This window comes from uncultured Psychrosphaera sp. (assembly GCF_947500655.1).
In the GTDB taxonomy this organism is placed as follows: Bacteria; Pseudomonadota; Gammaproteobacteria; order Enterobacterales; family Alteromonadaceae; genus Psychrosphaera.
The window spans coordinates 67,012-92,085 of sequence record NZ_CANMSK010000014.1; the positions used below are offsets into that span (position 1 = coordinate 67,012).

Here is a 25,074-nt window from a genome sequence, read left to right on the forward strand (position 1 = left end):
ATCAATCCAAGCCTTTAAGGTTTAGTAATTTCAATTGATTTGGTTTCGGTCCCACCAAACTTAGGATTTTCTTCATATAAAAGAGTGAACTTTTTACTGTCTGTATTTTTAAACTGTAATGTATGCTTAATAGCTTTTGCTTGTATATAAGCTGATACACTTGATTTTATAGCTATTTGTTCGCCAGTTTCATCAAGGAGTTTTAATTTTCCATATATTGATCTTTCTCCTTCTTTTAAAAGCGTGAAATTCAAGAGTGTCTTTTCACCTTTTGTAGTAAATGTTATATCAGTAAAGTCAATATTTACAGGAACTTGCTGTTTTCTAATGATGATTGGAATACGACTAATCATTACAGGTCTTATTGATGGGGTTTTGTACTTGCTATTAGTTTCATCTTTGAATAGTAAACCGTCATCACTCGGTTTACAGGCAATGGATAAGTAACTATGCAGTTCATTACTTTCTGCTTTCCTATAACCCCTTGCTATGATCTTTAACTTTTGTGATTGTTGCGGCTTGATGGTTACACGTTTTGGTGAAAGTCTTACATAAGGTTGAGCGCTATTCGATGTTCTTTTATTTTGTTCTAATGCTGTTAAAGAGCCATCTTCTGCAACGTTGTAATCGATGAGCGATATCTGACAGCTCTCTGATTCATTACCTCTGTTGAGTAATGTAAAATCTTGTTTATTACTTTTATTATCAATAAAAACACGTAAATTTGTAAAACTTACGCCAGCCTTTACACTTAGAGACATAAGTAGGGGTAAAAAGATAACTGTACTTTTTATTAACATAGGAAAACCTTTACTGAAATGAATGTAATCTAAATACTAACAGCATTACAGCAAGTTTTAGACCGTAATTTTAATATTCTTAAATTTTATAGGGTTGGGATAGAGGTTTATTGGAGTTTGTGTTTGATATTTCTAATGCTGAGGCTAATAAAGTTAAATTTACTTACTTAAATTTAAGTATAAAAAAAACGAGTTACCCATAGATAACTCGCTTCTTAATATGAAAAAGAAAGCTAAGTATTAATATATAGCTACAATATTAAACGCTACGTTTTCACCAGTAATGATATCAGCACCAGCAACAATTTCTGACTCACCACCTAAATATAAAACAACATATCCACTTCCACCTGTATTAACTGTTGTAGGTGTATCAGCTGGAATAACAACAGAAGGGTAAGATATATCTGATGGAGTTGCTATACCTGTAGGCGTCCATAGAATAGATGTATGAGTTGTAGATGATTGTAACTCAATATCAATTTCAACGTTTACCGCTGTTGTTCCACCATCAACTTTATATATACCAGTTGTTTCTACGGTTCCAGCAGAAATTGCTTGTGTTGGACAGCCATCACCACTTCTAACTACGTTTACATCATCTACAGCACCATCTGGAGCAGTAACCGCGTCAAGAAAAGTAGGAGCCCAAGTACATACACTTGTATCAGTACCGGTTAATATGTCACCAGGAGTAAATGCAGAAGTTTCCGTGATGATAAGAGCAGGTAGTACCCCGAAAGAAACTGTAACAGGAGTTGTTGTAGCATTAGCTGACATTGATGCCGCAACTAATACTGAACTTGCTAATGCTTTTGAAATAATATTTTTTTTCATAATTAATTTCCTAAAATGTTAAAAGTTGCTAGTCATACGTAATTAAACTGTTTATATAATATACAAGGTGAGTCTTTAATAATATATAAGGGTATACCTTAAAGTTAATGACTCTATCTAGATTCATTAACTTTATCGGACTGAGGGTATAAATCTTTAATAATTTTTATGACTTGGTTTTAACATATTGAAAATAAACATTATTTCCCTTTTATTATTATATCTACACCATCAACAATAGGATATGAACTGCGAACAATATAGTTAGGGATACTAAAAGAATGCGCGGCAACAATCTCAGATTGTTTGATATTTATTACCCTTGCATTGATATTTACTGAGTTAGGCGTGTAGTTAATTACACCAGATAAAATAAATTCAGATTCTAGCTTTCTTAGTTTATCTATGGTTCTAGAAAAAACAAATGCGCCTTTATCTGTTATTTGAACGTCGCTGGCGGTGTACAAATCTTCAACAAAAAAGCCAACCTCTTTTAGAGATATTAATAAAGTATCACTTAATTGATTACCCAGAGGGTTGGTATTATTTAAATTATCGTCCAGTTCAACAAATGAGGTAACCGTCATCAAACCTAATTTGTCTGGATTAACTTGTTTGGTCATTTCAAACGCTAAGCGATCTGCATAAGCTTTTAAGATCTTACTATCGATTAAATTTACATTTGCATGTTCAGCTTCATCTTCAGTAATAAAGCCATAACCAAATTGTTTGAAGCGGCCAGCATTATGCTCGTTGTGGTAACCAGCAGCCACACAACCAACTAGTAAGTGCATAACAATTAATAGTAATAATAACTTCATAGCGAAATCCGAATTTAGAATGTTGAAATTTTGATTTGATATAAGCAATAAATACGCCAGTTATAAAGTGGTTTGTTGCCAAAATATAACCAGTGTATCGATAAGTTAAAACAAATCATTTTCTTTTGAACTGACATCTGATTATAGTTAACCCACTACTAACCTATCATAAAGAATAAGGATTCTAATGTTAGCAACAAAATATTTACCAATTTTAGCTGTATCTTTGTTAAGTCTTTCTACAAGTTTACAGGCGGTCACTGTATCAGAAAAAGCAAAAAAAATAGCTCAAGAAACTATAATCGTCGACAGCCATATTGATGTGCCTTACCGCATGCATAAGAAATGGGTAGATGTTACAAAAGCGACTGACGGTGGCGATTTTGACTATCCTCGTGCTAAAACTGGCGGATTAAATGCACCATTTATGTCTATTTATATCCCTGCAACTTATGAAGGTGAAGGAAAAGACTTTGGTGTGCAACTAGCGCATCAATTGATTGATTCGGTTGAGGCAATTGCCTACCGCGCAGGGGATAAGTTTGCCGTAGCGTATTCAACAGACGATGTTTATGCGCAATTTAAACAAGGTAAAATATCTTTACCTATGGGGATGGAGAACGGCAGCCCAATAGCCAACAGCTTTGATAATTTAGCTATGTTTTATAAACGAGGTATTCGTTATGTCACTTTATCCCATTCATTATCTAATCATATCTCTGACTCTTCTTATGATTTACGTCGCCAGTGGAAAGGGTTAAGTGAATTTGGTAAAAAACTCATTCCAGAAATGAATAAAATAGGCATGATGATCGACATTTCTCATGTATCCGATGATGCGTTTTATCAAGCTTTAGAGCTAACCAAAGCGCCTGTTATAGCATCGCACTCTTCTTTACGTAAATTTACTCCAGGGTTTGAGCGTAATATGGATGATGAAATGATCAAAGCATTGGCTAAAAATGGCGGGGTTATCCAAATTAACTTTGGTTCTAGCTTTGTATCAGCGGCTCCACGAGAGTGGCAAGATACGCTAAAAGCTAAGTATGAAGCTGAAAATACTAAAAGAGGTGAAGAAAAAGCCAAACGGATAGAAAAGCTATATAAAGATAATAACCCATACCCATTTGCTAGCTTAGATACGGTATTAGATCATATTGACCATGTTAAAAACTTAGTTGGCATTGATTATATCGGGATTGGTTCTGATTATGATGGTGTTGGTGACTCGTTGCCTCGTGATCTTAAAGATGTATCTTATTATCCACAGTTAGTACAAGGTCTAATTAATCGAGGTTATTCAGAGAAAGATATTAAAAAAATATTGTCTGGTAATTTCATGCGAGTATGGAAAAAAGTTGAACAATTAGCACAGTCTCAAAAATAAACTCGTTTAACTTATAGCGGCTGCTTATCTTTGTACATTGCAGAATATGAAAGATAAACAGCCCCTTATAAAACCTAACAGGGACCTTTACTTTGTAAATATCTTGTTAGGTTTTTATTATTTATATAACTCTATGATTTAAAAGTTAAATATATTTCCCTTCTGGCCATCTATTGATTAAATAAGTTTAATCCTAAATACACTCTTAATTTAGGTATTCCCCTATACAGCTTCATTGTTTTTTTATCTATTATGCTTAGGTGCTATTAAATAATTGTATGTTTTTAATTTAGTTACTTTTATAGCTACACCTTTTTATAGCTACACATTTTCTGGCTCAACTCTATTTAGAAACATTTTCTAGCAACGTAACGAGAACTTAATTTATGACTTCAATTCATGATTTAGCTAAATGCATATTATTAGATGATGTAAACGACGTGTTTTATCGTAGTTTATGTTTTTCAAATTATGCTCGCACTGAATATGATGTTAAATCAGATATAGAACAGAAGTTAGACTCGGCGTTAGAGCAGAGGCTTGCTCGACAACTTAATTGGAGTTCATCAATCTGTAGTTTAGATGCAGCAACCCATAAGTTTAGTCATTTATTAGAGTTGATAATGAAGAACCAATTAACTCAAAATGGTTTGGTTTCAATGTTAGATGATAATTATTGGTTGAAATCAGCTGTTGAGATTGAACTTGGCCAAGATGTATATTCAACGGCAATTGAACAGGGCAATTTAGTTACTTATCTAGAAAGTAAATATATAAACAAACGTTTAGCGCATATTGCTTGGCGCTATTTCGCTTCTCAAATGAGTGATGAAAACCAATATTTATTGCAACAAGTGGTGGAGTTATCAGACGCATTTGCAGAGAAGACGATGGAGAATGCAATTCATATAAATGAGTTTATCGATGAAGATATTGCATATCATTTAACCTTTATAAATTCGTATTCTTTTGTTGTATTACTAAAGTTATTCGACAGAGCGGTACAGTCCGTTAAACATGATGCATTAAATACCACAGCATTTGAATGTGAACAGCAAAGATCATCAATCAATCAATATAAGCCAATGGCAACAAGCTTATTAAGTTTTATGGTATTTGATGAGTTTTTAAAGCCGCATGTATTTGATAATTTAAATTTGGTTGAGGGGGCTAGCACCAATTTAATAAATGGTGATAATGTCTTAGATGCTAAATCTAAAGTATTTGTTTTATCTAGAGGCAAGGTTATTGTTGAACGCTTAAATAAAGCAGATGTTTTAACTACCCAACAACTAGCGGACTTTACGGCCCAGATGGGTATTAAGTTTGAAGTAAGAGAAAATGATTTAGATTTTGATACGTCTGGAAAATTATGGGCTAAATTATTAGCTAGCATTCCAACATTATCCACAGCCGCATAATTTACGCTCATTATTTAATAAGTGATGAGCAAAATATCAAAGATAAACGCCCCCTAAGCTTACCTGCATATATTTATTCTGTTAGTATTACGGAACTTTTTAGGTCTGTTGAGTCAAATAGACTAATCAATTTTGAGATGTAGCAGTATTTTATGAAACAAATTTTAATCACATTTATCCTAACTCTTAGCCTTAGTGGCTGTAGTCTTTGGATTTATAAATATGACATAAACCAAGGTAACTATCTTAATCAGCAAGATGTAGACAAACTTAGAATTAGTATGACAAAAGAACAAGTTCAGTTTGTTTTGGGTAGCCCACTGATTGAAAATCCATTTAAGTCAGATAAATGGCATTATGTTTATACTAATAAGTCTGGAAAAACAGATAAGACAACTCGTAAAGAACTTGTTGTTAATTTTAATGATGACTTGTTAACGGCTATAAGCGGTGACTTTGAGCAACCTGAAGAATTCAATAAATCGCTGGATGAAAACTAATAACTGAGAAATTTACCCAAAAAGTAATAGGAAAGTTAATTAGCGTAACCTGTAAAATAAAAAATCCCCAACTTAGTTTGGGGATTTTTTTATGGAATTGTATTTAGTTGTAACCGCTAGAACTTATTAAAGGGTAGGATTAATAAGTATTATTTCTTTCTTGGGTTTGGTCTACCGCCAGTTACTTTATCGGCGCGGCCTTCTTCAATCGCTTTTTCAGCTCTGCGTTTTCTCACTTCTTTTGGATCTGCAATAAGAGGTCGGTAAATTTCGATTCGGTCACCATCATTTACTATATCTTGTAATTTACAACTTTTGTTCCAAATTCCAACTTTGTTAACGCTCAAATCTATTTCAGGGTACTGTTTGTCTATTTTTGAGTTAATAATAACTTGCTCAACAGTATTACCTTTAGGCACTTCTAAAGACAGTAAGGTTTGTTGGTGTGGTAAACCATAAACAAGCTCAACTTTGATATTATTACTCATAAACTTTTTTCGCTCTTTGGGTGAATGCTGAAACCATATTGGCCACTAAATTATTAAAAATGCCACCAAATGCCAATTCGATCATTTTAGATGAAAACTCAAATTCTAAATCTAATTCTACTTTACAGGCGAATTGATCTAATTCGGTAAACTTCCAAACGCCAGTTAAGTGTTTAAATGGCCCATTAAGTAATTGCATTTTTATTTCTTTATTTGCAGTTAATTCATTTTGGGTGGTAAACCATTTACTAATACCAACAGAGCTGATCAATAATGAGCCCTCTACTGTATTTTCATTTATCTGAATGCGCTTTGAATCAGCACAATTAGGAATGAATTGAGGATATAACTCAATGTCATCAACTAATTTATACATTTGTTCGCAGCTATACATAACTAACGCACTACGTGATATGTTTGCCATAAATATATGTGTTATCTAATTTTTTTTGTATTCTACCAAAGTAACTAGAGAAATACGTACAAAAAATGGTTATCAATCGTTATACTGTTGCGGAATCTAATTAAGTAAGAATTATGGCCAAGAAAAAACCAAGTACTCCATCAAATTCGATAGCGTTAAATAAAAAAGCGCGACACGATTATATCTTAGAAAAGAAATTTGAAGCTGGCATTGAATTACAAGGCTGGGAAATTAAAAGTATCCGTGCAGGTAAAGTGAATATTACCGACACTTATGTATTTTTAAAGAATGAAGAAGTGTTTTTATTAAACGCTGAAATTCAACCGTTAAACCAAGCGTCGTCACATGTTTTATGTGAGCCGACTCGCCAGCGCAAATTATTATTAAAGAAAAAAGAAATTGCTGAATTAATCGGTGCGGTAGAACGTAAAGGTTATACCTTAGTGGCAACTGGCATGTATTGGCAGAGAAACTGGGTGAAAGTTGCATTCCACCTTGCTAAAGGTAAGCATGATCATGATAAACGAACTGATATTAAAGACCGCGATTGGTCTCGTCAGAAAGAACGTTTGATGAAACACTCAACCAGATAATTAATTTTTTTAAATAGTTTGAAATAAAAGTTTAGTTTAATTGTTCTATTATATTAAGTAGAACAATTAATTAGCAGAGATCACATATCAAAACTATTCCACTTACTGAAGTTTATGACAACAAAGTATTAATAAATCAACTTGTCGAATTTATTGATACTTTGCCTGAGTCAAAATTTAATGATGGTTTGAATATGAACAGTGGCACTGTCGGTGCACACGTTCGTCATATTGTAGAGCACTATCAGAGTTTATTATCCGCCGCTGAAACTGTCGATTACGATAAACGCGCAAGAAACGTATTAATTGAGACGCAACAGAAAACCGCGATTGAAGCGTTAAAAACACTTACCCTACAATTAGACACCTTCACATCAGATAGAAGTATTCATGTTTTGTGTAGTACTAACTCCTGTGAAAATCCGGTTGCGAGTATAAGTAGTCTTCGTCGTGAATTAGTATTTGTGCACAGCCACACAACCCATCATATGGCTATTATTCGTATTTTAGCTCTTACTATGAAATTACCTATAAGTATTAACTTTGGTAAAGCGACATCAACTCAGAAGTACGAACATAATGTGCAGTGTTAATTGGCGTAAATTTGATTCACATATTTCTATAGCGTTTAACCGAGATGAATCAGTTAATCGAGCTAAGGCAGAAATACCGCAGGTATTTAATGACGGCAGGGTTAATTTTTTAATGCCGAGGGATCCTGACGGAAATGGAAGCTGGTTAACGGTTAATCAATGCGGTTTTGTATTTTTATTACTTAATGATTACCAAGGGCTATTAAAAAGTACAGAGCTAGAATTGATTTCAAGGGGATTATTAATCCGCGGTTTAGCAAGTTGCCGTTCATTACCAGAAATTACTAAGTTTGTGGCAAACATAGACCTAACTAAGTCACAACCGTTTTATTTAGCCATGATCAGCATGGAAAAACAAATTTGCTGGCACTATGACGGTATCAAAACTGAATTAGTTGCAGATACACTACCAGAACAAATTTATTCGTCAGGACATTCAGACGCAGAACAAATTATCCAGTTAAGAAAGCGTTATGTAGATTCTTTAAATATAGAAAATGATGATGATTTAATTAAATTGCATCAATCTCATCAACCGTTGCCAAATAATTCAGTCGACAGCTTAGATGATTCAATTAATAACTTAGAACGAGCTGATGATAATCTGAAGGTAGGGGATTTGAGATATCCTATTTGTATGCATAGGGATGATGCGAAGACCCAATCATTAACTCATATTGTATTAATGGATCATATAGTGAAAATGAAGTATTGGAATGGTCAGCCATGTTCGACTGACCACTTCTTTTATTCAGGATTCACTCTGAGTTAAACTGGCTTAAAGTTAATTAAGTCGCACAAAGTTAGTTGCTTTAGTATTAGTTTGCACAATTTCTATAAAATGAATTTATGTCGGTAGATTCCGTTGCCAAAATAACATAACTTTCTTCAGATAAATCTGTTACTGATTCTGTCAGTGTTACAGTCCCACCGGCTAAGCTGTCAGAGCCTCTAGTAAATGTAACGGATTTATCATCATCTGATACTTCATAGGTTAGATCACCTTGGCAAACATCTACATCCCAAGAAAAGTCAGGCACTTCCTTAGACCAGCGCAGTCTTGCTGTAAAGGTAGTGGAATCTGAGAATGTGTCAGCGGAACCCGTAATCGCTAATGAGGTAACCACATCACTGAAATCGTCAGCATTAAAGTTATAACTTTCTTCATCTACACAATCTGTTAAATTACCGTTTTGAGATATTTCAGCCTCTTCCTCATCGTTAATTGCAGTAAAACAAGTGTAATCATCAACAGCTTGTATGGTGAGCTGGTGATCACCAGCACGGATAGGGGAAGCATAATAAAGTACATATAAACCATCTTGGTAGGTTTTAACTTGCGCCAAGGTTGATGATAAAATATTAGACAATTGGTCAAAATCGGATTCACTAAATATATTATTTTCAGAAGTGAATTCGACTAATTTTGTTGTGTCAGTTTCATCTCCTATGGTGATAAAATATACGTCTTTATCTTCAATCGATTCCACTACTTGTGCATCTGTAACTGCCTGTGAACTGTCGTCATTGTCAGTAAAAACAATCAGGCTACCGTAGCTTATCAGATCTAGAGATATTTCATTGTCCCATAACTCACTGCCTGCTTTTATTGCGCCATTTAAATTAGTTGAGGTACCACCAAGTTCTATTGCATCTAACGCTGCAACTAACTCTGTTATATCTTGGCTTTGTTCAATTAAAATAGAAATGTCACCATTAAACGTAAGTAAGGAAATAGATTGATTGTTAGCTAATTTGGATTCTCCAGTAACAGAGTCAACAATAGTGTCTTTTATTGTTTGTATAATCTGCAGTAGTTCGTCCTCTTCATCCAAATTAACACCGATTGCAAAAACAGTTGTGTATTCAGCATTAACACTGCTCATTTGTTCTATTTCTAAAAATGAGTCACTAACTGAGGCCGGTGAACCATCTTCTAATACGTTAATGTACTGCGAAATATTATCATTAGTTAAAGTGTCTAACGCTAATTCTGTATAACGGTCTACTAAATGAAAAGCAAAGCTGATCACGGAAGGCTCTTCAACATTAAATGCTAAACCATTTAAATGGTAAGCCGAGAAGTCTGTGCCATTGCAATCTATTTCAATGGAATCAATATCAATGTTTGATGTGCCAGTATTATTAGTAATGCTGCAATTTAAGTCATTTGACGTACTGACAATTGAAACAGAGTAACTATCAGAGTCATCTATACGAGTTTCAGCAGTGAACTCTCCGTTATTAGCGAAGGTTTCATTTGTTCCATTAATAGATAAAGTAATAGAACCACTTAAACCAGATATAGAACCACCAACTGTATAAGTCCCCGGAAATTCGTCATCATTATCACCAGAGCTACACCCTTGTAATATAGCCGCTGTTAATAAAATGGCACATAATTTATTCATTTTAACACCTTGTTAATTTAAGCCTAATTTTAGACGTCGTTTATAATCTTCTTCTCTTTTTTTATCAAGAGCTATACGTCTTTTTGATATTGTTAGTTGGCAAGATTGAGTAACATACTCATCGGGATTGTCCGTTATAATAATAGCGCGCTCTGTTGGACAAAAATACCCTTGAATCTTACCGTCATAATCATTGCCAATTGTTTTAGATATTCTTTCAACTAACTCTTTAAAGTTAACACGTTCAACAAAATGATTTTTTATGATGTAATCATATTTTAAATCCCAAATAACGGAGACGTCTTCATCTTCCCCAAAGGCTTGTAATGCAGTTTTTAATGTTTCATTTTCTTTAAAGCTGCGACGTTTTTCTTTACCTCTCCAATTAGGACTCCCTGGTTCAACCGATAAACGGCGAGCTTCTAATTTTTGTGAAACAGACTCAGTTTCAGGGGGGAGTTGGAGAGTGTACTCATCTAGTTGTGTTGCACCAGGCGTAAATGATTCTCTAAATGTAGAGTAAAATTTTGCAACGCCGTCCGCCATCTGATGTGTTGTTTTATTCGGGTCTCTAATAACGTCTAATCCCCAATACACAATTGCAACGATAATTGCTATTAAAGCAGCGGGTAATAGTAGTTTCAACATTAAGCGTGATTTTTTGTCTGTTGGTGCATTTGTATCTGGCATAAAAATACCTTGTTTAGAAATTAGTATAAGGATTTGAGTTTTCTGGCGAGCTCGTTTTAAAACGACGATGCACCACATATATTGCTCGGTATTATTTTATATCGACTGCTCAATCCAATTGTTTATTATAAATACACTTGCAGTGGGATCCCTTACTGGATAATTATTGAGTTCTAGTAAGAACTTTAACGCATAACCGTTGCATAAAAGTACGAATCGTTACTACTGACTACGTTCTGTTTTATCTATATCAGGTAGATATAATTCCAAGTTTATATTAGTCATATCTCGTCGGCACTTCATCCAAAAGTTACCAAACCATTTTCTGAACATTACTTGAATGTTAAACGGTAACCAACTTAATTAATATAAAAAATAGACACTAAGCTAAGTTAGTCAGTATTTAGGAGTTATAAAACTTAGTTGTAACTTAGGGTTGTGTTGTAGTCGCTTTCTGTTTGACGGTTTTGCTAAAACGAATACCAATAAATAAAGTTGTAAATATCTGTTATTGATAATACCTCACTTATGATTGGAATATTAATAAATAGGCGAAAAAAAACGGAGACAAGCTCCGTTTTATTAAACGCAAATATAATTAACTTGCGGATAATCCAGAATTAACGGCTTCAACATCACTACCAGTTAATGAACCAGATGATTGTTTAAGCGTTAACATAGCTAAAATATAATCGTAACGAGTGTTAGACAGGTTACGTTTAGCGTTAAATAAGTTTTGTGTACTATTTAATACGTCAACTATGGTACGAGTACCTACTTCAAAGCCTGCTTGAGTGGCTTTTAACGCACTTTCTGCAGAAATAACAGATTGCTCTAATGCTTTTAATGTTGAAACAAGAGCTACAACATCGGCAAATGAGGTACGAGCTTGTCTAACAACAGAACGATGAGTCGCTTCCATATCTTGGCTAGCATAAACATAATTAGCTTGAGCTTGTTTAACCGCAGCAGATGTAGCGCCACCTGAGTAAATTGGAACTGTTAAATTTAAACCAATAGATGTTGTATTAAGAGCTGGCTCATTATAATCCACGGCATTATAAAGGCCACTTTCATCACTGTTAGTTAAGCTTGCAGTAAGGTCTAGCGTAGGGTAATGGCCTGATTGTGCTCGTTGAATATCGTATTTAGTCGCTTCAACTAATAACTCTTTTGCTTTTAATTCAAGGTTACTTTCTTCTGATTTGGTTACCCAGTGTTGAATTTTTAATGGTGCAGGCATAGTTGCTTCAAAACGATCTGTATTTAAACCATCAAACGTTGAATAGTATTTACCTGTAATTTCACGTAACGTTTCTTTTGCGATTTCAATGCTATTTTTACCACGGATCTCTTCAGCTACTGCGCTATCAAAATTTGCTTGGGCTTCATGAACATCAGTAATTGCAGTTAAGCCAACATTAAAACGTTGTTTAGTTTGTTCTAATTGGCGTTCAATTGCTTTTTTCTCAGCTTGGATAAATTCTAAATTGTCCTGAGCTTTTAATACATTAAAGTAAGCAACAGATACACGAGTTATAAGCGTTTGCTGAGCCAAGTCAAATCCAGCTTGAGCTTGCAAAGCGCGTTTTTCAGCAGCATCCAATGAATACCAATCGCCCATTTTGAAAATAGACTGAGACAAACTTAATCCGTAAGATAGTGTTGTTACATCGTTATCAAATGTAGAAGGTGTTGGATTTGTAGAGTCAGTGCTCGTTACAGCGCCAACATAAGTTTCGTAGTCAGTTGCTGTGTAACTCGCTGTAAATCCAATTGAAGGAAGTAAGCTCGAAAACGCAACACTTTCAGATGCTTTAGCCACATCGTACTGTGCTTTAGCTTTTAATGTTTGAGGATCATTCTTTACTGCATCTTTATATGCTTCTAACAAGTTTGTCGCTTGAACTTGTAAACTTAATCCCGATACTAGTAATAGTAGAGAGGCCGACAAAAAAGATTTTTTCATTTTTATTCCTTAGGCTGAAGCCAAACTTGCAAAAGTCTATGTTTAAATAGGTAACAATTAAAATCATTGTAACGTTTCTAATTGATTTTCGTAATGTTTTACTTAGATATAAATAAGGCTAAGTGTAACAGAGTATGTATATAACACGTAATATTAGTTCAATCTAATATAATGATTAATATCGAGTGTTAACTATTAATTAAAATTTATTAGCATAAAGTGAGGACTAATATGACAAAAAACAAGTTTGCATCTCAATTTAATAAAGAAAATGTGGAAATTAAATCGGTAGAGCCAGTCTATAAAGGCTTTTTTAAAATTAACCAATTTAAGTTCACCCATGCTTTATTTAATGGTGGGCAAAGCACTATTGTCAGTCGTGAAATTTTTGAACGAGGACATGCCGTTGCTGTTTTACCATACGATCCTGTTGAAAATAAAGTCGTGTTAATTGAGCAAATCAGAATTGGGGCATTAGCAACTAAGCAATCACCTTGGTTGTTAGAAGTGGTTGCAGGTATGATTGATAAGCCTGAAGATACAAGCCAAGTGGCAATACGAGAAGCTCAAGAAGAGGCCGGTTTGACTATAAATAAACTAATTCCTATATTAGATTACTTATCAAGTCCAGGTGGTACAACAGAGAGAGTGTATTTGTATTTAGGAATAGTTGATTGTAAAGATGCGGCTGGTATATTCGGCCTTGACGAAGAACAGGAAGATATTAAAGCTCACGTATTCGACTATAATGAAGCCATTGATTTGCTAAACACGGGTGAATTAGATAATGCGGCAACGGTTATTTGCATGCAGTGGTTAGCGTTAAATAAATCTAAGTTAGACAGGGAGTATGAACTAGATAAAACGAGACCTAAGTCTATATAAAATATAAATTTATGAGTATTAAATGATAAAACGTTCACAAAAATATGTGCCTAATTTGCAAAAAATGCAAGCTGTGTGTACTCGTAACTATGCATTATTACTGAGGTTGTTACCTATGGAATATGATCTGGGTGCGAGTTGGGATATTAAATGTGATGGGTTATTGGAGTTTCAACTAAAGGTAACTGAAAGAAGCCGGTATACAGATACGCTTAGTATAACCCAGTCAGCGTCCAATCTACCTAAGTTTATGGTGAGTGAATTTGACGTTAGAGTTTATCACGATGCTCAAATGGCTGAAGTTATTGGCTTTCAAAAGCATAAGCGTCTACGCCAAAACTATCCTTACCCAAATCCTAAGCTGCATCATAAAGATGAAAAGTACCAGGTTAATAGCTTGTTAAAGGATTGGCTCAATTTAGTATTCACTAAACAAAATGAGCTAACCAATAAAGGTGCATTAATGACTCCATCGGTATAATATAGCGCGCTGTTTAAATTATTTAAAAGTGCGTATGAAATACATCCTTTATTTACACGGGTTTCATTCTTCACCAAACTCGCAAAAAGCACTGATTTTTAAGCAATTAATTAATGAAAACTTCGATGGGATTGAAGTTTTAGTACCTCAGTTGGCCGTTATACCTGATGATGCAGTTTCTCAACTCAACAACATAATGAAAACTTATGGTGATGATGTTATTGGTATTGTGGGGAGTTCATTAGGTGGTTTTTTAGCAACGTATTTACATAATAAGTTTAAAAAGCCGATTGTTGTTGTTAATCCAGCGGTAAAACCTTTTGAGTTATTGCATGATTACTTGGGAGAGCAAGTACAGCCAATTACAGGTGAAAAGTATATTTTAACTGAACGTCATATGGATCAATTTAAATCTTTATACCCGAGAGAGCTTTATCAACCGGAACGTATTTGGCTATTACAGCAAGAAAAAGATGAAGTATTGGATTATAGACAAGCGATGGAACGCTATAAAAATTGTAAAATCACATTTGAATTAGGAGGTTGCCATGGCTTTGATCAGTTTGAGCGGTTTCCTATAAAAATTGCAGAGTTTTTTCTGTAATAAAACGGTGTAAGCTAAATTGATTTTGTCTATCAGTTAAATTTTCCTTTAAGTTTTAATCCAACATCGTTAGTCTTTACACTAAGCACTAAAATCTAAGCATGGGAATTATCTAATAATTTATTAACTTATGACCAATAAAACCTATAACGCAGAGTCAATAGAAGTACTTAATGGACTCGAACCAGTTCGTCGTCGTCCTGGTATGTACACAGATACAACCAGACCAAATCACTTAGCTCAGGAAGTAATCGACAATAGTGTCGACGAAGCATTAGCCGGACATGCGTCAAATATTATTGTAATTCTTCATGAAGATAATTCAATTGAAGTACAAGATGATGGTCGTGGTATGCCTGTGGATATTCACCCTGAAGAAGGTATTCCAGGGGTAGAACTTATCCTAACGAAACTTCACGCTGGTGGTAAATTCTCAAATGATAATTATGAATTTTCCGGTGGTTTACACGGTGTAGGTGTTTCTGTTGTTAATGCACTTACCACTAGAATGGAAATTCGAGTAAAACGTGATGCTCAAGAATACTTAATTGCATTTGAAAATGGTGACAAAGTTCAAGACTTAGAAGTTATAGGTACGGTTGGTCGTCGTAATACTGGTACAAATATACGTTTTTGGCCAGATGCCTCGTACTTTGATACTGCAAAATTCTCTAATTCTAAACTAGTACATAATCTACGAGCGAAAGCGGTTTTATGTCCTGGGTTAAGAATTAAATTTGAGAACAAACAAATTAATGAAAGCCATGAATGGCATTTTGTTGATGGGTTAAAAGATTATTTAGTTGATTCGGTTAAAGATTATGTAACTTTACCAGAAGACCCATTTGTTGGTGTATTTAAAGGTAAGTTAGAGGCTGTTGAATGGGCTGTAACTTGGCTACCGGAAGGTGGCGAGTTAGTTGCTGAAAGTTATGTGAATTTGATCCCAACCGCACAAGGTGGTACACACGTAAATGGTTTGCGCCAAGGTTTGTTGGAAGCCATGCGTGAATTTTGTGAATTCAGAAACTTATTGCCACGTGGCATTAAATTAACACCTGAAGATATTTGGGAACGTTGCTCTTATATCCTATCTGTTAAAATGCAAGATCCACAGTTTGCCGGCCAAACAAAAGAACGTTTGTCATCGCGCCAATGTGCCAACTTTGTATCTGGTGTATTAAAGGATTCTTTTAGTCTTTGGTTAAATACGCATACGGATATATCTGAGCAACTTGCTGAATTGTGTATCTCAAATGCACAAAAACGATTGAAAGCAGCTAAGAAAGTAATTCGTAAAAAAGTAACTCAAGGCCCTGCATTACCGGGTAAATTAACCGATTGTAGTAGCCAAGAAAGTCAAAGAACTGAACTGTTCTTAGTGGAAGGTGACTCAGCTGGTGGCTCAGCAAAACAAGCGCGAGACCGTGAAATTCAAGCAATTATGCCACTTAGAGGTAAAATCCTTAACACTTGGGAAGTTGACTCTGGTCAAGTATTAGCTTCAGAAGAAGTACACAATATTTCTATCGCTATTGGTATGGATCCTGATTCAACTGACTTATCTCAATTACGTTACGGTAAAGTATGTATTTTAGCCGATGCAGACAGTGATGGTCTTCATATTGCTACACTTCTATGTGCCTTGTTTATTAAACATTATTACGCGTTAGTGGAAGCTGGACATGTCTATGTAGCTATGCCTCCTTTATATCGTATTGACGTAGGTAAAGACGTTTATTACGCACTCGATGAAGCCGAGAAAGACAGTGTGTTAGATCGCATTGTAGCGGAAAAGAAAAAAGGTAAAGTGAACGTACAACGATTCAAAGGATTGGGTGAGATGAATCCACTACAACTACGTGAGACCACGATGGATCCAAATACTCGTCGTTTAGTACAGTTAACAATCGATGAATTTACGCCAACTATGGAAATGATGGACATGTTGTTAGCTAAAAAACGTTCAGGCGATAGAAAAATATGGCTAGAAAGTAAAGGTAATAAAGCAGAAGTATAACTAGGGGCTTTATATTTTATACACCTTAAATTAGAAATTCCATGATGTAGATTCAAGGTATTACCTTAATGTTTGGAGCTTAAATTGCGCGGAAATAGCAAGACTAAAACGCAGTCGTCATTAACGGCCATGAACTATTTTAATATGAAGGTTGCATGTTTATGCGAAAAAAATAGTTGGGGTACGTTAATTCAAGAGCAATGTTCTCGCATGGGTATCGACGATGTTAAATTACTATACAAAGGGTTAGACTCTCTGGATCCTGAGAATTCGTATGACCTGATTATTTTAGATGAAAATATAGATGTAAACAGATCAGGCAGTGAGGTCATTGATGGTTTGTTGGCATCAGGGATCATCAAATCAACTACGGGGGTTATCTTAGTTTGTGATGAGTCCAATAACCATGTTCAGGATTATGATAGTCCTTTAATGCTATTAGATTTTCTTTCAACACCTTTTAGTGAGAAAGACGTTACTGGTAGAGTCATGAGCATGGCTAAAGCTATTATATTATTTAAGCCAACCTTAACCTTTATAGGTAATGGTAAATTGTCATTTGCTTATAAAGCGTTAAATACCATTCCAAAAGATAATATTTCTATAGATGTAATCGAAAAGTTTTTAAAACTTAAGATCAACTTAACATTTGAGACTGGTAAATTTAATCAAGTTGTTTCAATTTGTAGTAAACCTACTGTTAAGGGAAAGTCTTGGAGTTTATGGCCTAACTTAAAAGCGCATTATGAACTAGGTGATTGGGACGCTTGTAGTAAACTTTTATCAGAAGAGTCTTTTATCGCTTTACCGCCTGGATCTATGAAGCTTTTTTGGCAACTAAGAATTTTGTTACAACAACAAAAATTTGAAGATGCAATTGAGCTCATTAATACATATCCATCCAGCTCAATGCCAGCATCTATGGTTCGTCTCGTATTTTTGATCTTAAGCTTTGCGCAAAGGTTTGATGATGCTCAAGAGTTTATAGAACGAAAAATTCGATTGGCCAAACCCAACTCTTTATTGTTTGCTCAACTAACTATGTCTCTTTGCAGCGTATATATTTATGACTATTTGTCATCTCCATCGAATGATAAAGATAAGATTTTGGATAAGTTAGAAGAGAGATTAAGTAGGTTTAGTAAAAAACATATTGCGAAAAGGTTTAGTGTTGAAATTGCGGTAATAAATGTATATTTATTGATCATAAAAGCTGGAAGTAAACCTGACTTACTCAGTAATGCAAAAAATAGATTAGATGAGTTGAGTAAATCAAACGATTCACCAGTAATTACCTGCCGAATTGCTTATGCATGGTATTTACTTGGCGAGCATAAAAAAGCGTTTGATGCGATGGTTTATGTGGATACTGAATTTAATGACATGCCTTTAAATATAGAGCGTTTAATTTTAGGGTTAGTACATACCCAAATATTTTATGCTATGTATCATCCAGAGAAAAAGTTTGATGCTTATCATCGAATAGGCGATAAACATGTCGAGCAGAAAAAATATAAATTAGCTTGTAAATCATATGTAAGAGCACTGCTTTTAGAAGATCAGGAGCATGTTAAGGAAAAATTATATAAAGCTATGGCAGATGCTGAGTTGCCATATCTATCAGGCTATCAACTAAGTTCTGATTAACTGAGTAATTTGCAATTTCACATTACAAGATCATAAAAACAAGTCGACCAAATTATTATAAAACTGAATGCCTTTTTCAGTTACCTGATATTGGTCACTTGTCACTTTTTCTAATAACGTAAGCTTAACGGCTTTGCTAAGTTTCTCTTGAATATCGTTTGATTCAATTCCTGTATATTTTTCAAATTCAATAAGACTAAAAGCTTCTTTTAATCTTAATTTATTCATAAAGTATTCAAACGTTCTATCGTCCAATTCAACATCCCACACTTTATTCAAATGCGCTTTGGTTAAGTCCATATAACCTTTTGGGTGTTTTACTTTCTCCGTGCGAACAATCTTATTGTCTTGTTCAACTGTGATCTTGCCATGTGCTCCACAACCAATGCCTAAGTAATCACCAAAACGCCAATAATTTAAATTATGTTTGCATTGATAACCGGCTTTTGAATATGCGGATATTTCATATTGAATATAACCCGCTTGCTTTAATAACTCATGGCCTTGCTGCTGAATATCCCAAAGAGTTTCATCTTGCGGTAATTTGGGCGGCTGAGAGTAGAATAGGGTATTTGGTTCAATGGTTAATTGATACCAAGATAAATGCGTAGGGTTTAATGCAATCGCCTGTTTTAAATCTGATATAGCGTCGTCTAAGCTCTGATTTGGCAAACCGTGCATAAGGTCAATATTAAAGGTATTAACGCTACTAGCAGCGTAAGAAGCTGCTGTTTTTGCTTCATCGTCGTTATGTATTCTGCCTAATGCTTTGAGTTTGTCTAATTGAAAACTCTGTACGCCAATGGAGATGCGATTAACCCCAGCGTCAGCAAAACCTGAGAACTTGTTATATTCTAACGTTCCGGGATTAGCTTCCAGGGTTATTTCAATATCGTCTGCAAACTCAATGCGCTGTTTTACGCCGTTTAATATATTAGCAACCGCTTTTTCAGATAGCAGACTTGGCGTGCCGCCACCAAAAAATATAGAGTGTAATTTACGGCCTTGTACATATTTTAAATCTTGATCTAAATCATCTAATAAATTAGCTACGTATTCAGTTTCTGGAATCGTACCTTTTTGCGCGTGACTATTAAAATCACAATAAGGGCATTTTTGTACACACCAAGGAATATGAATGTATAAAGATAATGGCGGTAGCACTAATGATATTGGCAAGACTAAAGACCTAACTGTTGGAACTGAGCCATTAATTGTTTTAACGCTTTACCACGATGACTAAGAGCGTGTTTTTGTTCTGGATTTAACTGAGCTGCAGCAAGATTTAGTTGTGGTTGGAAAAAGACTGGGTCGTATCCAAAACCGTTTTCACCTTGTCTTTGCGTGCTTATTACGCCATCCCAACAGCCTTGGCATATAATTGGTGTTGGGTCATCAGCATGACGCATAAATACGAGTACGCAAACAAAACGAGCTTGGCGTTTACTTTCTTCAACGCCCTCTAACTGACTTAAAAGTTTATCAATATTAGTTCCGTCGGTTGCTCCTTCGCCAGCAAAACGAGAAGAATAAATACCCGGAGCGCCATTTAACGCAGCAACTTCTAATCCTGAATCATCAGCGATACAAGGTAAACCAGTTACCTTTGATGCATGACGCGCTTTAATAATGGCATTTTCAACAAATGTAGTGCCAGTTTCTGGCACTTCTTCCACATTAAATTCGCTTTGTGGAACTACGTTTAAACCTAAAGGCGCTAGCATTTCTTTAAGTTCGTTAACTTTACCTTTGTTACCAGAAGCGAGAAGTATGTCTTTCATTATGCGGTCCAAAATAGATAGGAATTAAACTGGCGGAATAATAAAGGAGAACGTTACAACTTTAAAGGTTTGACTAGGCAACTGGGGTAAATCTTTTTGGTCAAAGAGGTTTATTCAATCAAGATGAATTTTAGACACAAAAAAAGGTGCATGTAAATGCACCTTTTTTTAATACAGGCTGATTATGCAAAGTTAGCGTTTGCAAATTCCCAATTAACTAATGACCAGAAACCACCAAGGTATTCAGGACGTACGTTACGGTAATCAATATAATAAGCATGTTCCCAAAGATCGACAGTGATAAGTGGTGTAACACCAGCTTCTGTGATTGGAGTACCTGCATTAGATGTATTCACGATATCTAAAGAACCGTCAGCTAATTTAACTAACCAAGTCCAGCTAGAACCAAAGTTGTTAACTGCTTTGTCGTTAAATGCAGCTTGGAATTCAGCAAATGAACCCCATTTTGCATTAATCGCATCTGCAACTGCACCAGTTGGTTCGCCGCCGCCATTAGGGCTTAAAGAGTTCCAGTAGAAAGTGTGATTCCAAATTTGTGCTGCATTGTTAAATACACCACCTTCAGAAGTCTTAATGATCTCTTCTAAAGTTTTACCTTCGAATTCAGTACCACCAATAAGGCCATTAAGTTTTACAACGTAAGTGTTGTGATGTTTACCGTGGTGAAAGTCTAAAGTCTCAGCTGAAATATGAGGTTCTAAAGCGTCTTTTGCAAATGGTAATGCTGGTAATTCAAATGCCATGATGGTCGTCTCCGTTGGTTTTATATAAGCATAGCTGATAAGATTATAAAACTTGACTATATTACTCAAGTATTAGTTTTACTATATCGCTATTATTATTTATAGTTACACCTTTAATGAGGTTGTTAATTTTTGTTTCAAGTGAAAGCATTGAAAAATTTAATAATCGTACATATCTACACTAAATAATTTAATGAATTTGAATAATATGTATTTAAATTCTCTGTATGCTAGACCAAGAAATAATATCAAAATCATACTTTCTAGGTTAGTTTTATTCATCGCCATACTACCGAGGTTGACATGGAAACCATAGATAAAATCAAACAACAAATCGCTGAAAATTCAATTCTTTTATACATGAAAGGTAGCCCTAAATTACCTTCTTGTGGTTTCTCTTCACAAGCGTCTCAAGCATTAATGCAATGTGGTCAAGAATTCGCTTATGTTGATATTTTACAAAACCCAGATATTCGTGCTGAATTACCAGCTTATGCGCAGTGGCCAACATTCCCACAATTGTGGATTGGTGGCGAGTTAGTTGGCGGTTGTGACATCATTATGGAAATGTTTCAAAAGGGTGAGCTACAATCTCTAATTAACGAAGAAGCTGAAAAGCCAGAGTAATACTGTTCGTTAAAATGTAATAAAAAAACCAGCGTTTGCTGGTTTTTTTATAGGTGGTATTTGTCTGATTTTTGTTAAGTAAGTAAATGGCTTGAACTTTGCATTTAAGCTGTGACATCCCATATTTAATGCACCTTAATTATAAGTATTAGGTTTATGTTAAAAGTCTATTTGAAAAATAAGTTCATCCAGAAAAACTACTTAACTGTATGTATTTATTTAATTATTTCAGTGGCAGTGAACGCTTGCAGTGACTCTTCAAGTGGATCTGATTCTGCGGCAAATCTTGCCAGTGTTAATGCTGGAGAAGATCAAGTCGTACTAGAAGGTCAGGCTATAACGTTAGATGCTACGGTTTATCCTGAAGGTGGTACGGTGGTTTGGGTGCAAACCCAAGGTCCATTTATTGATGGATTTCCTACGGAAGATGACTTAAGTGTTGAAATAACCGCTCCGGCTACTTCTGTAGACGTTGATTTGGTGTTTAAAGCTGAGTATACCTCTTCGGATGGTCAGGTTGTTTATGATGAAATAACCATTCAAGTGACTAATGTTGACTATGCACCCATTGCAATTGTTCAGTTTGAAGACGGACTAACACCTGCATTTGATACTTATGAAGTAGTGACACTTTTAGGCACTAGCAGTTACGATCAAGATGGTGAGATTCGTCAATATCAATGGACCCAAATTGATGAAAATGATGCGTTAACTTTTATTTCAGATACAGACTCAGATGAGTTACAACTTACAGCTCCTTTTGTGACAGTCGCAACAAATTTTACTTTACAACTTACCGTCACCGATAACTCTGGATTGGAAGGTAGTAATACTCTTATTGTTCCAGTTGCTGCATCTAGTAGCGTTATTGCGGCAAATGCGGGTTCGGATCAAATTGTGGATGAATTTACGCTTGTTACTCTTAATGCATCAGACAGTGCATCAGCGGTTTCAGATGTAAGTTGCAATTGGCAACAAACTTATGGAATTAGTGTCGTTATTGATGATGTGGATAGCTGTATAACCACTTTCGTAGCGCCTGATGTTGATGCCGAAGAAGAATTGATTTTTTCAGTAGAGGTAACGGACAGTGCAAATGAACAAGTATCAAGTGAAGTTTTGATAACGGTTAATCCAGTTAACTTGGGAACTTTGCATGATACGGGTATAACTAAATGTTTTAGTGACACTAAAGAAATAACCTGTAACAACCCGGATTATCCAGAACAAGATGCTGATTCAGGTCGAGATGAAATTAGCTCTTTATTGGATAAAATAGGCGAAGGGCCTCGTTCTTTTGATTTTACTAAATTTGATGAGAATGGGGATGAGTTATCCCATTCTGCGGTCGTGTTTAGCTGTGTTCGCGATAACTTCACTGGTTTAATTTGGGAAGTTAAAGACTCACCAAGCATCCCTGAGTTTGAAAATTTAAGAGGCGCTGAAAACTATTACAGCATGGACTCTGATCTTGATCCTATATTATCTTGTCCATCAACTAGTAATTGTGGGCAAGAAGAATTCATAAATACTGTTAATGATGAGTATTTCTGTGGTGGGGCTAATTGGCGTTTACCAACTTATTTAGAGTTATTAAATATACTGGATTATAACGATGTCGATAGTGGTGATTTATTTGTGTCAGATTTCTTCCTGAATACACCAGATAAAGCTAAGTTAGGGCATAAGTTCTATTGGGTATCTGACGCTAATGCAGAGGGCGGTACCGATGAAGCTTATTTTGTATTAGATTTAGCCACTGGTGATGATTCGGTAATACATATGTCAAAACCTGCTTATGTTATTTTAGTTAGAAGTGTTGGGGACGAGGATTAGCGATGATAAATAAATTAAGAAAATATTTAACAATATTAATAACTTCATTTTTAATGTTCTTGTCAACACAAGCATTTTCAGATCAACAATGCGACGGCAGTACAGTAACTACAGACGATGCTGACTTTGTTATATCAGATGATGAGCCTGGGATTGTTATCCATTCAACCACAGGGTTAGCTTGGGCTAGGTGTGTTGTAGGGCAAGAATGGAATGTTGATGATGAGGTTTGTGAAGGCTCAGCAAAGCAATTAACTTGGCAAGATGCACTTAAGCTTTCAACGAGTTATGAATTAGAACAAAAAACAGGATGGCGGGTGCCCAATATAAAAGAGCTAGCCTCTATTGTTGAACGTAACTGCGTTACACCATCCGCTAACTTAACTATTTTTGATAATACTCCCATTAAAAACTTTTGGTCTTCATCACCTAATACAGCAGCCGCTCAAGCGGATGAAGCTTGGGCCATTTCATTTTCTAATGGACGGTTAGATAGTAATTTTAAAAACAGTGATTTCTACGTACGCATGGTTAAATACGCTGAATAGCATTGATCATTAATTGCTTTACCTGCAAAATTAAACGCACTGAAATACATTCTTTGTAATTGGAATTAAGACTTTGCGTTTTCACCTTATATTTTTCATTTTCTTGGCTTTTACTTTTACACAACAAAGTAACGCGGCTGAGTGCCCAATCCAATTAAAAATGGGTTTGTTAATATCCCCTGATCATATCCGTGTTTTAAAAAAAGGTCGTACCCAATTTCAAATTAATAACAATGAACAACTGTTTATCCGTGGTGACGAAATAGAATTGACGCCAGAGCAAACATCTTTAGTTAAAGAGTTTAGTATGGGACTAAGAAAAGAACTGCCTGAGATTGTCGATATTGCAATGGACAGTATGGAACTAGGTTTTGGGGCGTTAAATGACGTAATTAAAGGTATTGCAGGTACTGATGCTGCGCAAGGAATTGAAGAGCACTTTGCTGTTTTACAACGAAGTTTAATGGGCCGTTTTGCTCGTAGTGGCGATAACTTTTATTTAGCACCTCAGGGCTTAAATGAACTTAATGATTTTTTTGAAGGTGAGCTTTCCAATCAGGTTAAAAGCATAGTTACCAACTCTTTGAGTGTTATGTTAGGCGCTATGGATGAAGCGTTTAAACAAAGCGACAGTGATATAGAAGGTAAGAAAGTAGGCTTAGGAGAGAGGGTTGACTTGATAAGTGCTGAAGTCGAACGTTCGTTAAAATATAATGCAGATAGATTAGAGCAAAAAGCGCATGCTTTTTGTCAACGTTTTGAAACATTAGATGCAATTGAAGCTAGATTACAAAAGCAATTACCACGCCTTAGGAATTATGACATTTTAAGTAATGCAGCAGCCACAGTAGATTAAATTAATACCCAGTTAGTTCATCATAAAATTGATATGGTTCAGTATATATCAACTTCAAAATCATTTTATTTTTATGCTAATATCTTGCCAA

The 25,074-nt window shown here is 35.2% G+C and carries 26 protein-coding genes; 15 read left to right on the plus strand and 11 right to left on the minus strand.

Annotated features, from left to right (window positions below):
* Positions 1-14 precede the first annotated feature (14 nt).
* The 3 genes from Q0940_RS12205 to Q0940_RS12215 form a co-directional block, all read right to left on the minus strand.
* On the minus strand, positions 15-800 hold the full coding sequence (locus tag Q0940_RS12205; protein ID WP_299268904.1) for a hypothetical protein: 786 nt from the start codon (positions 798-800) through the stop codon (positions 15-17).
* Between the two features lie 240 nt (positions 801-1,040).
* Entirely contained in the window at positions 1,041-1,637 is a 597-nt protein-coding gene (locus Q0940_RS12210) for a hypothetical protein (RefSeq protein ID WP_299268906.1), read from the minus strand.
* A gap of 200 nt (positions 1,638-1,837) precedes the next feature.
* A complete protein-coding gene (locus Q0940_RS12215) occupies positions 1,838-2,458 on the minus strand; it encodes a FlgO family outer membrane protein (RefSeq protein ID WP_299268908.1) in 621 nt (206 codons plus the stop codon).
* Between the two features lie 181 nt (positions 2,459-2,639).
* Here Q0940_RS12215 and Q0940_RS12220 point away from each other — a divergent pair, with 181 nt between their 5' ends.
* The 3 genes from Q0940_RS12220 to bamE all read left to right on the plus strand — a co-directional run bounded on the left by Q0940_RS12220 (position 2,640) and on the right by bamE (position 5,766).
* The gene (locus Q0940_RS12220) at positions 2,640-3,845 is read left to right on the plus strand and encodes a dipeptidase (RefSeq protein WP_299268976.1); all 1,206 of its coding nucleotides are present in this window, start codon (positions 2,640-2,642) and stop codon (positions 3,843-3,845) included.
* Between the two features lie 386 nt (positions 3,846-4,231).
* Positions 4,232-5,266, plus strand: a complete 1,035-nt coding sequence (locus Q0940_RS12225; RefSeq protein WP_299268911.1) for a hypothetical protein — start codon at positions 4,232-4,234, stop codon at positions 5,264-5,266.
* 152 nt (positions 5,267-5,418) lie between these two features.
* Positions 5,419-5,766, plus strand: coding sequence for an outer membrane protein assembly factor BamE (bamE, locus tag Q0940_RS12230; protein WP_299268913.1), 348 nt, complete (start codon positions 5,419-5,421; stop codon positions 5,764-5,766).
* A gap of 149 nt (positions 5,767-5,915) precedes the next feature.
* On the opposite strand, the gene Q0940_RS12235 is transcribed toward bamE, so the two are convergent.
* Positions 5,916-6,254: an RnfH family protein gene (locus tag Q0940_RS12235; RefSeq protein WP_299268915.1), complete on the minus strand. Its 339-nt coding sequence runs from the start codon at positions 6,252-6,254 to the stop codon at positions 5,916-5,918.
* The gene (locus Q0940_RS12240; protein ID WP_299268917.1) at positions 6,247-6,678 is read right to left on the minus strand and encodes a type II toxin-antitoxin system RatA family toxin; all 432 of its coding nucleotides are present in this window, start codon (positions 6,676-6,678) and stop codon (positions 6,247-6,249) included. The genes Q0940_RS12235 and Q0940_RS12240 overlap by 8 nt, the downstream gene beginning before the upstream one ends.
* A gap of 113 nt (positions 6,679-6,791) precedes the next feature.
* Here Q0940_RS12240 and smpB point away from each other — a divergent pair, with 113 nt between their 5' ends.
* The 3 genes from smpB (at position 6,792) to Q0940_RS12255 (ending at position 8,636) form a co-directional block, all read left to right on the plus strand.
* Entirely contained in the window at positions 6,792-7,271 is a 480-nt protein-coding gene (gene smpB, locus Q0940_RS12245) for an SsrA-binding protein SmpB (RefSeq protein ID WP_299268919.1), read from the plus strand.
* Positions 7,272-7,465: 194 nt separating this feature from the next.
* The gene (locus Q0940_RS12250) at positions 7,466-7,864 is read left to right on the plus strand and encodes a hypothetical protein (RefSeq protein WP_299268921.1); all 399 of its coding nucleotides are present in this window, start codon (positions 7,466-7,468) and stop codon (positions 7,862-7,864) included.
* Positions 7,851-8,636, plus strand: a complete 786-nt coding sequence (locus tag Q0940_RS12255) for an NRDE family protein (RefSeq protein ID WP_299268923.1) — start codon at positions 7,851-7,853, stop codon at positions 8,634-8,636. Before Q0940_RS12250 ends, Q0940_RS12255 begins: the two co-directional genes overlap by 14 nt.
* 46 nt (positions 8,637-8,682) lie before the next feature.
* On the opposite strand, the gene Q0940_RS12260 is transcribed toward Q0940_RS12255, so the two are convergent.
* The 3 genes from Q0940_RS12260 to tolC form a co-directional block, all read right to left on the minus strand.
* The gene (locus Q0940_RS12260; RefSeq protein ID WP_299268925.1) at positions 8,683-10,275 is read right to left on the minus strand and encodes a vWA domain-containing protein; all 1,593 of its coding nucleotides are present in this window, start codon (positions 10,273-10,275) and stop codon (positions 8,683-8,685) included.
* Positions 10,276-10,287: 12 nt separating this feature from the next.
* Positions 10,288-10,965 carry a TcpQ domain-containing protein gene (locus Q0940_RS12265; RefSeq protein WP_299268927.1) on the minus strand — a complete coding sequence of 226 codons (678 nt, stop codon included), beginning with the start codon at positions 10,963-10,965 and terminating at the stop codon, positions 10,288-10,290.
* 598 nt (positions 10,966-11,563) lie between these two features.
* Positions 11,564-12,934 (minus strand): outer membrane channel protein TolC, encoded by a 1,371-nt coding sequence (gene tolC, locus Q0940_RS12270; RefSeq protein WP_299268929.1) that lies wholly within the window; start codon positions 12,932-12,934, stop codon positions 11,564-11,566.
* A 231-nt stretch (positions 12,935-13,165) separates the two neighbouring features.
* Here tolC and nudF point away from each other — a divergent pair, with 231 nt between their 5' ends.
* The 5 genes from nudF (at position 13,166) to Q0940_RS12295 (ending at position 18,571) form a co-directional block, all read left to right on the plus strand.
* Positions 13,166-13,819 (plus strand): ADP-ribose diphosphatase, encoded by a 654-nt coding sequence (gene nudF, locus Q0940_RS12275; RefSeq protein ID WP_299268931.1) that lies wholly within the window; start codon positions 13,166-13,168, stop codon positions 13,817-13,819.
* Between the two features lie 22 nt (positions 13,820-13,841).
* Positions 13,842-14,300 (plus strand): DUF1249 domain-containing protein, encoded by a 459-nt coding sequence (locus Q0940_RS12280; RefSeq protein ID WP_299268932.1) that lies wholly within the window; start codon positions 13,842-13,844, stop codon positions 14,298-14,300.
* A gap of 34 nt (positions 14,301-14,334) precedes the next feature.
* Positions 14,335-14,904 carry a YqiA/YcfP family alpha/beta fold hydrolase gene (locus Q0940_RS12285; RefSeq protein WP_299268934.1) on the plus strand — a complete coding sequence of 190 codons (570 nt, stop codon included), beginning with the start codon at positions 14,335-14,337 and terminating at the stop codon, positions 14,902-14,904.
* Between the two features lie 130 nt (positions 14,905-15,034).
* Positions 15,035-16,924 (plus strand): DNA topoisomerase IV subunit B, encoded by a 1,890-nt coding sequence (gene parE / locus Q0940_RS12290; RefSeq protein ID WP_299268936.1) that lies wholly within the window; start codon positions 15,035-15,037, stop codon positions 16,922-16,924.
* Positions 16,925-17,008: 84 nt separating this feature from the next.
* Positions 17,009-18,571, plus strand: coding sequence for a hypothetical protein (locus Q0940_RS12295; protein WP_299268937.1), 1,563 nt, complete (start codon positions 17,009-17,011; stop codon positions 18,569-18,571).
* Between the two features lie 30 nt (positions 18,572-18,601).
* Here the strand turns inward: Q0940_RS12295 and hemW are convergent, their stop codons facing one another.
* From hemW to Q0940_RS12310, 3 genes are all read right to left on the minus strand, one after another.
* Positions 18,602-19,744, minus strand: a complete 1,143-nt coding sequence (hemW, locus tag Q0940_RS12300) for a radical SAM family heme chaperone HemW (RefSeq protein WP_299268978.1) — start codon at positions 19,742-19,744, stop codon at positions 18,602-18,604.
* 8 nt (positions 19,745-19,752) lie between these two features.
* Entirely contained in the window at positions 19,753-20,355 is a 603-nt protein-coding gene (locus tag Q0940_RS12305) for an XTP/dITP diphosphatase (protein WP_299268980.1), read from the minus strand.
* 179 nt (positions 20,356-20,534) lie between these two features.
* Complete coding sequence (locus Q0940_RS12310) at positions 20,535-21,116, minus strand: Fe-Mn family superoxide dismutase (protein WP_299268939.1); 582 nt, start codon at positions 21,114-21,116, stop codon at positions 20,535-20,537.
* A gap of 303 nt (positions 21,117-21,419) precedes the next feature.
* Here Q0940_RS12310 and grxD point away from each other — a divergent pair, with 303 nt between their 5' ends.
* The 4 genes from grxD (at position 21,420) to Q0940_RS12330 (ending at position 24,983) form a co-directional block, all read left to right on the plus strand.
* The gene (gene grxD, locus Q0940_RS12315; protein ID WP_299268941.1) at positions 21,420-21,743 is read left to right on the plus strand and encodes a Grx4 family monothiol glutaredoxin; all 324 of its coding nucleotides are present in this window, start codon (positions 21,420-21,422) and stop codon (positions 21,741-21,743) included.
* Between the two features lie 156 nt (positions 21,744-21,899).
* Entirely contained in the window at positions 21,900-23,579 is a 1,680-nt protein-coding gene (locus Q0940_RS12320; protein WP_299268943.1) for a DUF1566 domain-containing protein, read from the plus strand.
* A gap of 2 nt (positions 23,580-23,581) precedes the next feature.
* Positions 23,582-24,127: a DUF1566 domain-containing protein gene (locus tag Q0940_RS12325; protein ID WP_299268945.1), complete on the plus strand. Its 546-nt coding sequence runs from the start codon at positions 23,582-23,584 to the stop codon at positions 24,125-24,127.
* Between the two features lie 73 nt (positions 24,128-24,200).
* Positions 24,201-24,983 carry a DUF2884 family protein gene (locus tag Q0940_RS12330; RefSeq protein ID WP_299268947.1) on the plus strand — a complete coding sequence of 261 codons (783 nt, stop codon included), beginning with the start codon at positions 24,201-24,203 and terminating at the stop codon, positions 24,981-24,983.
* Positions 24,984-25,074 lie beyond the last annotated feature (91 nt).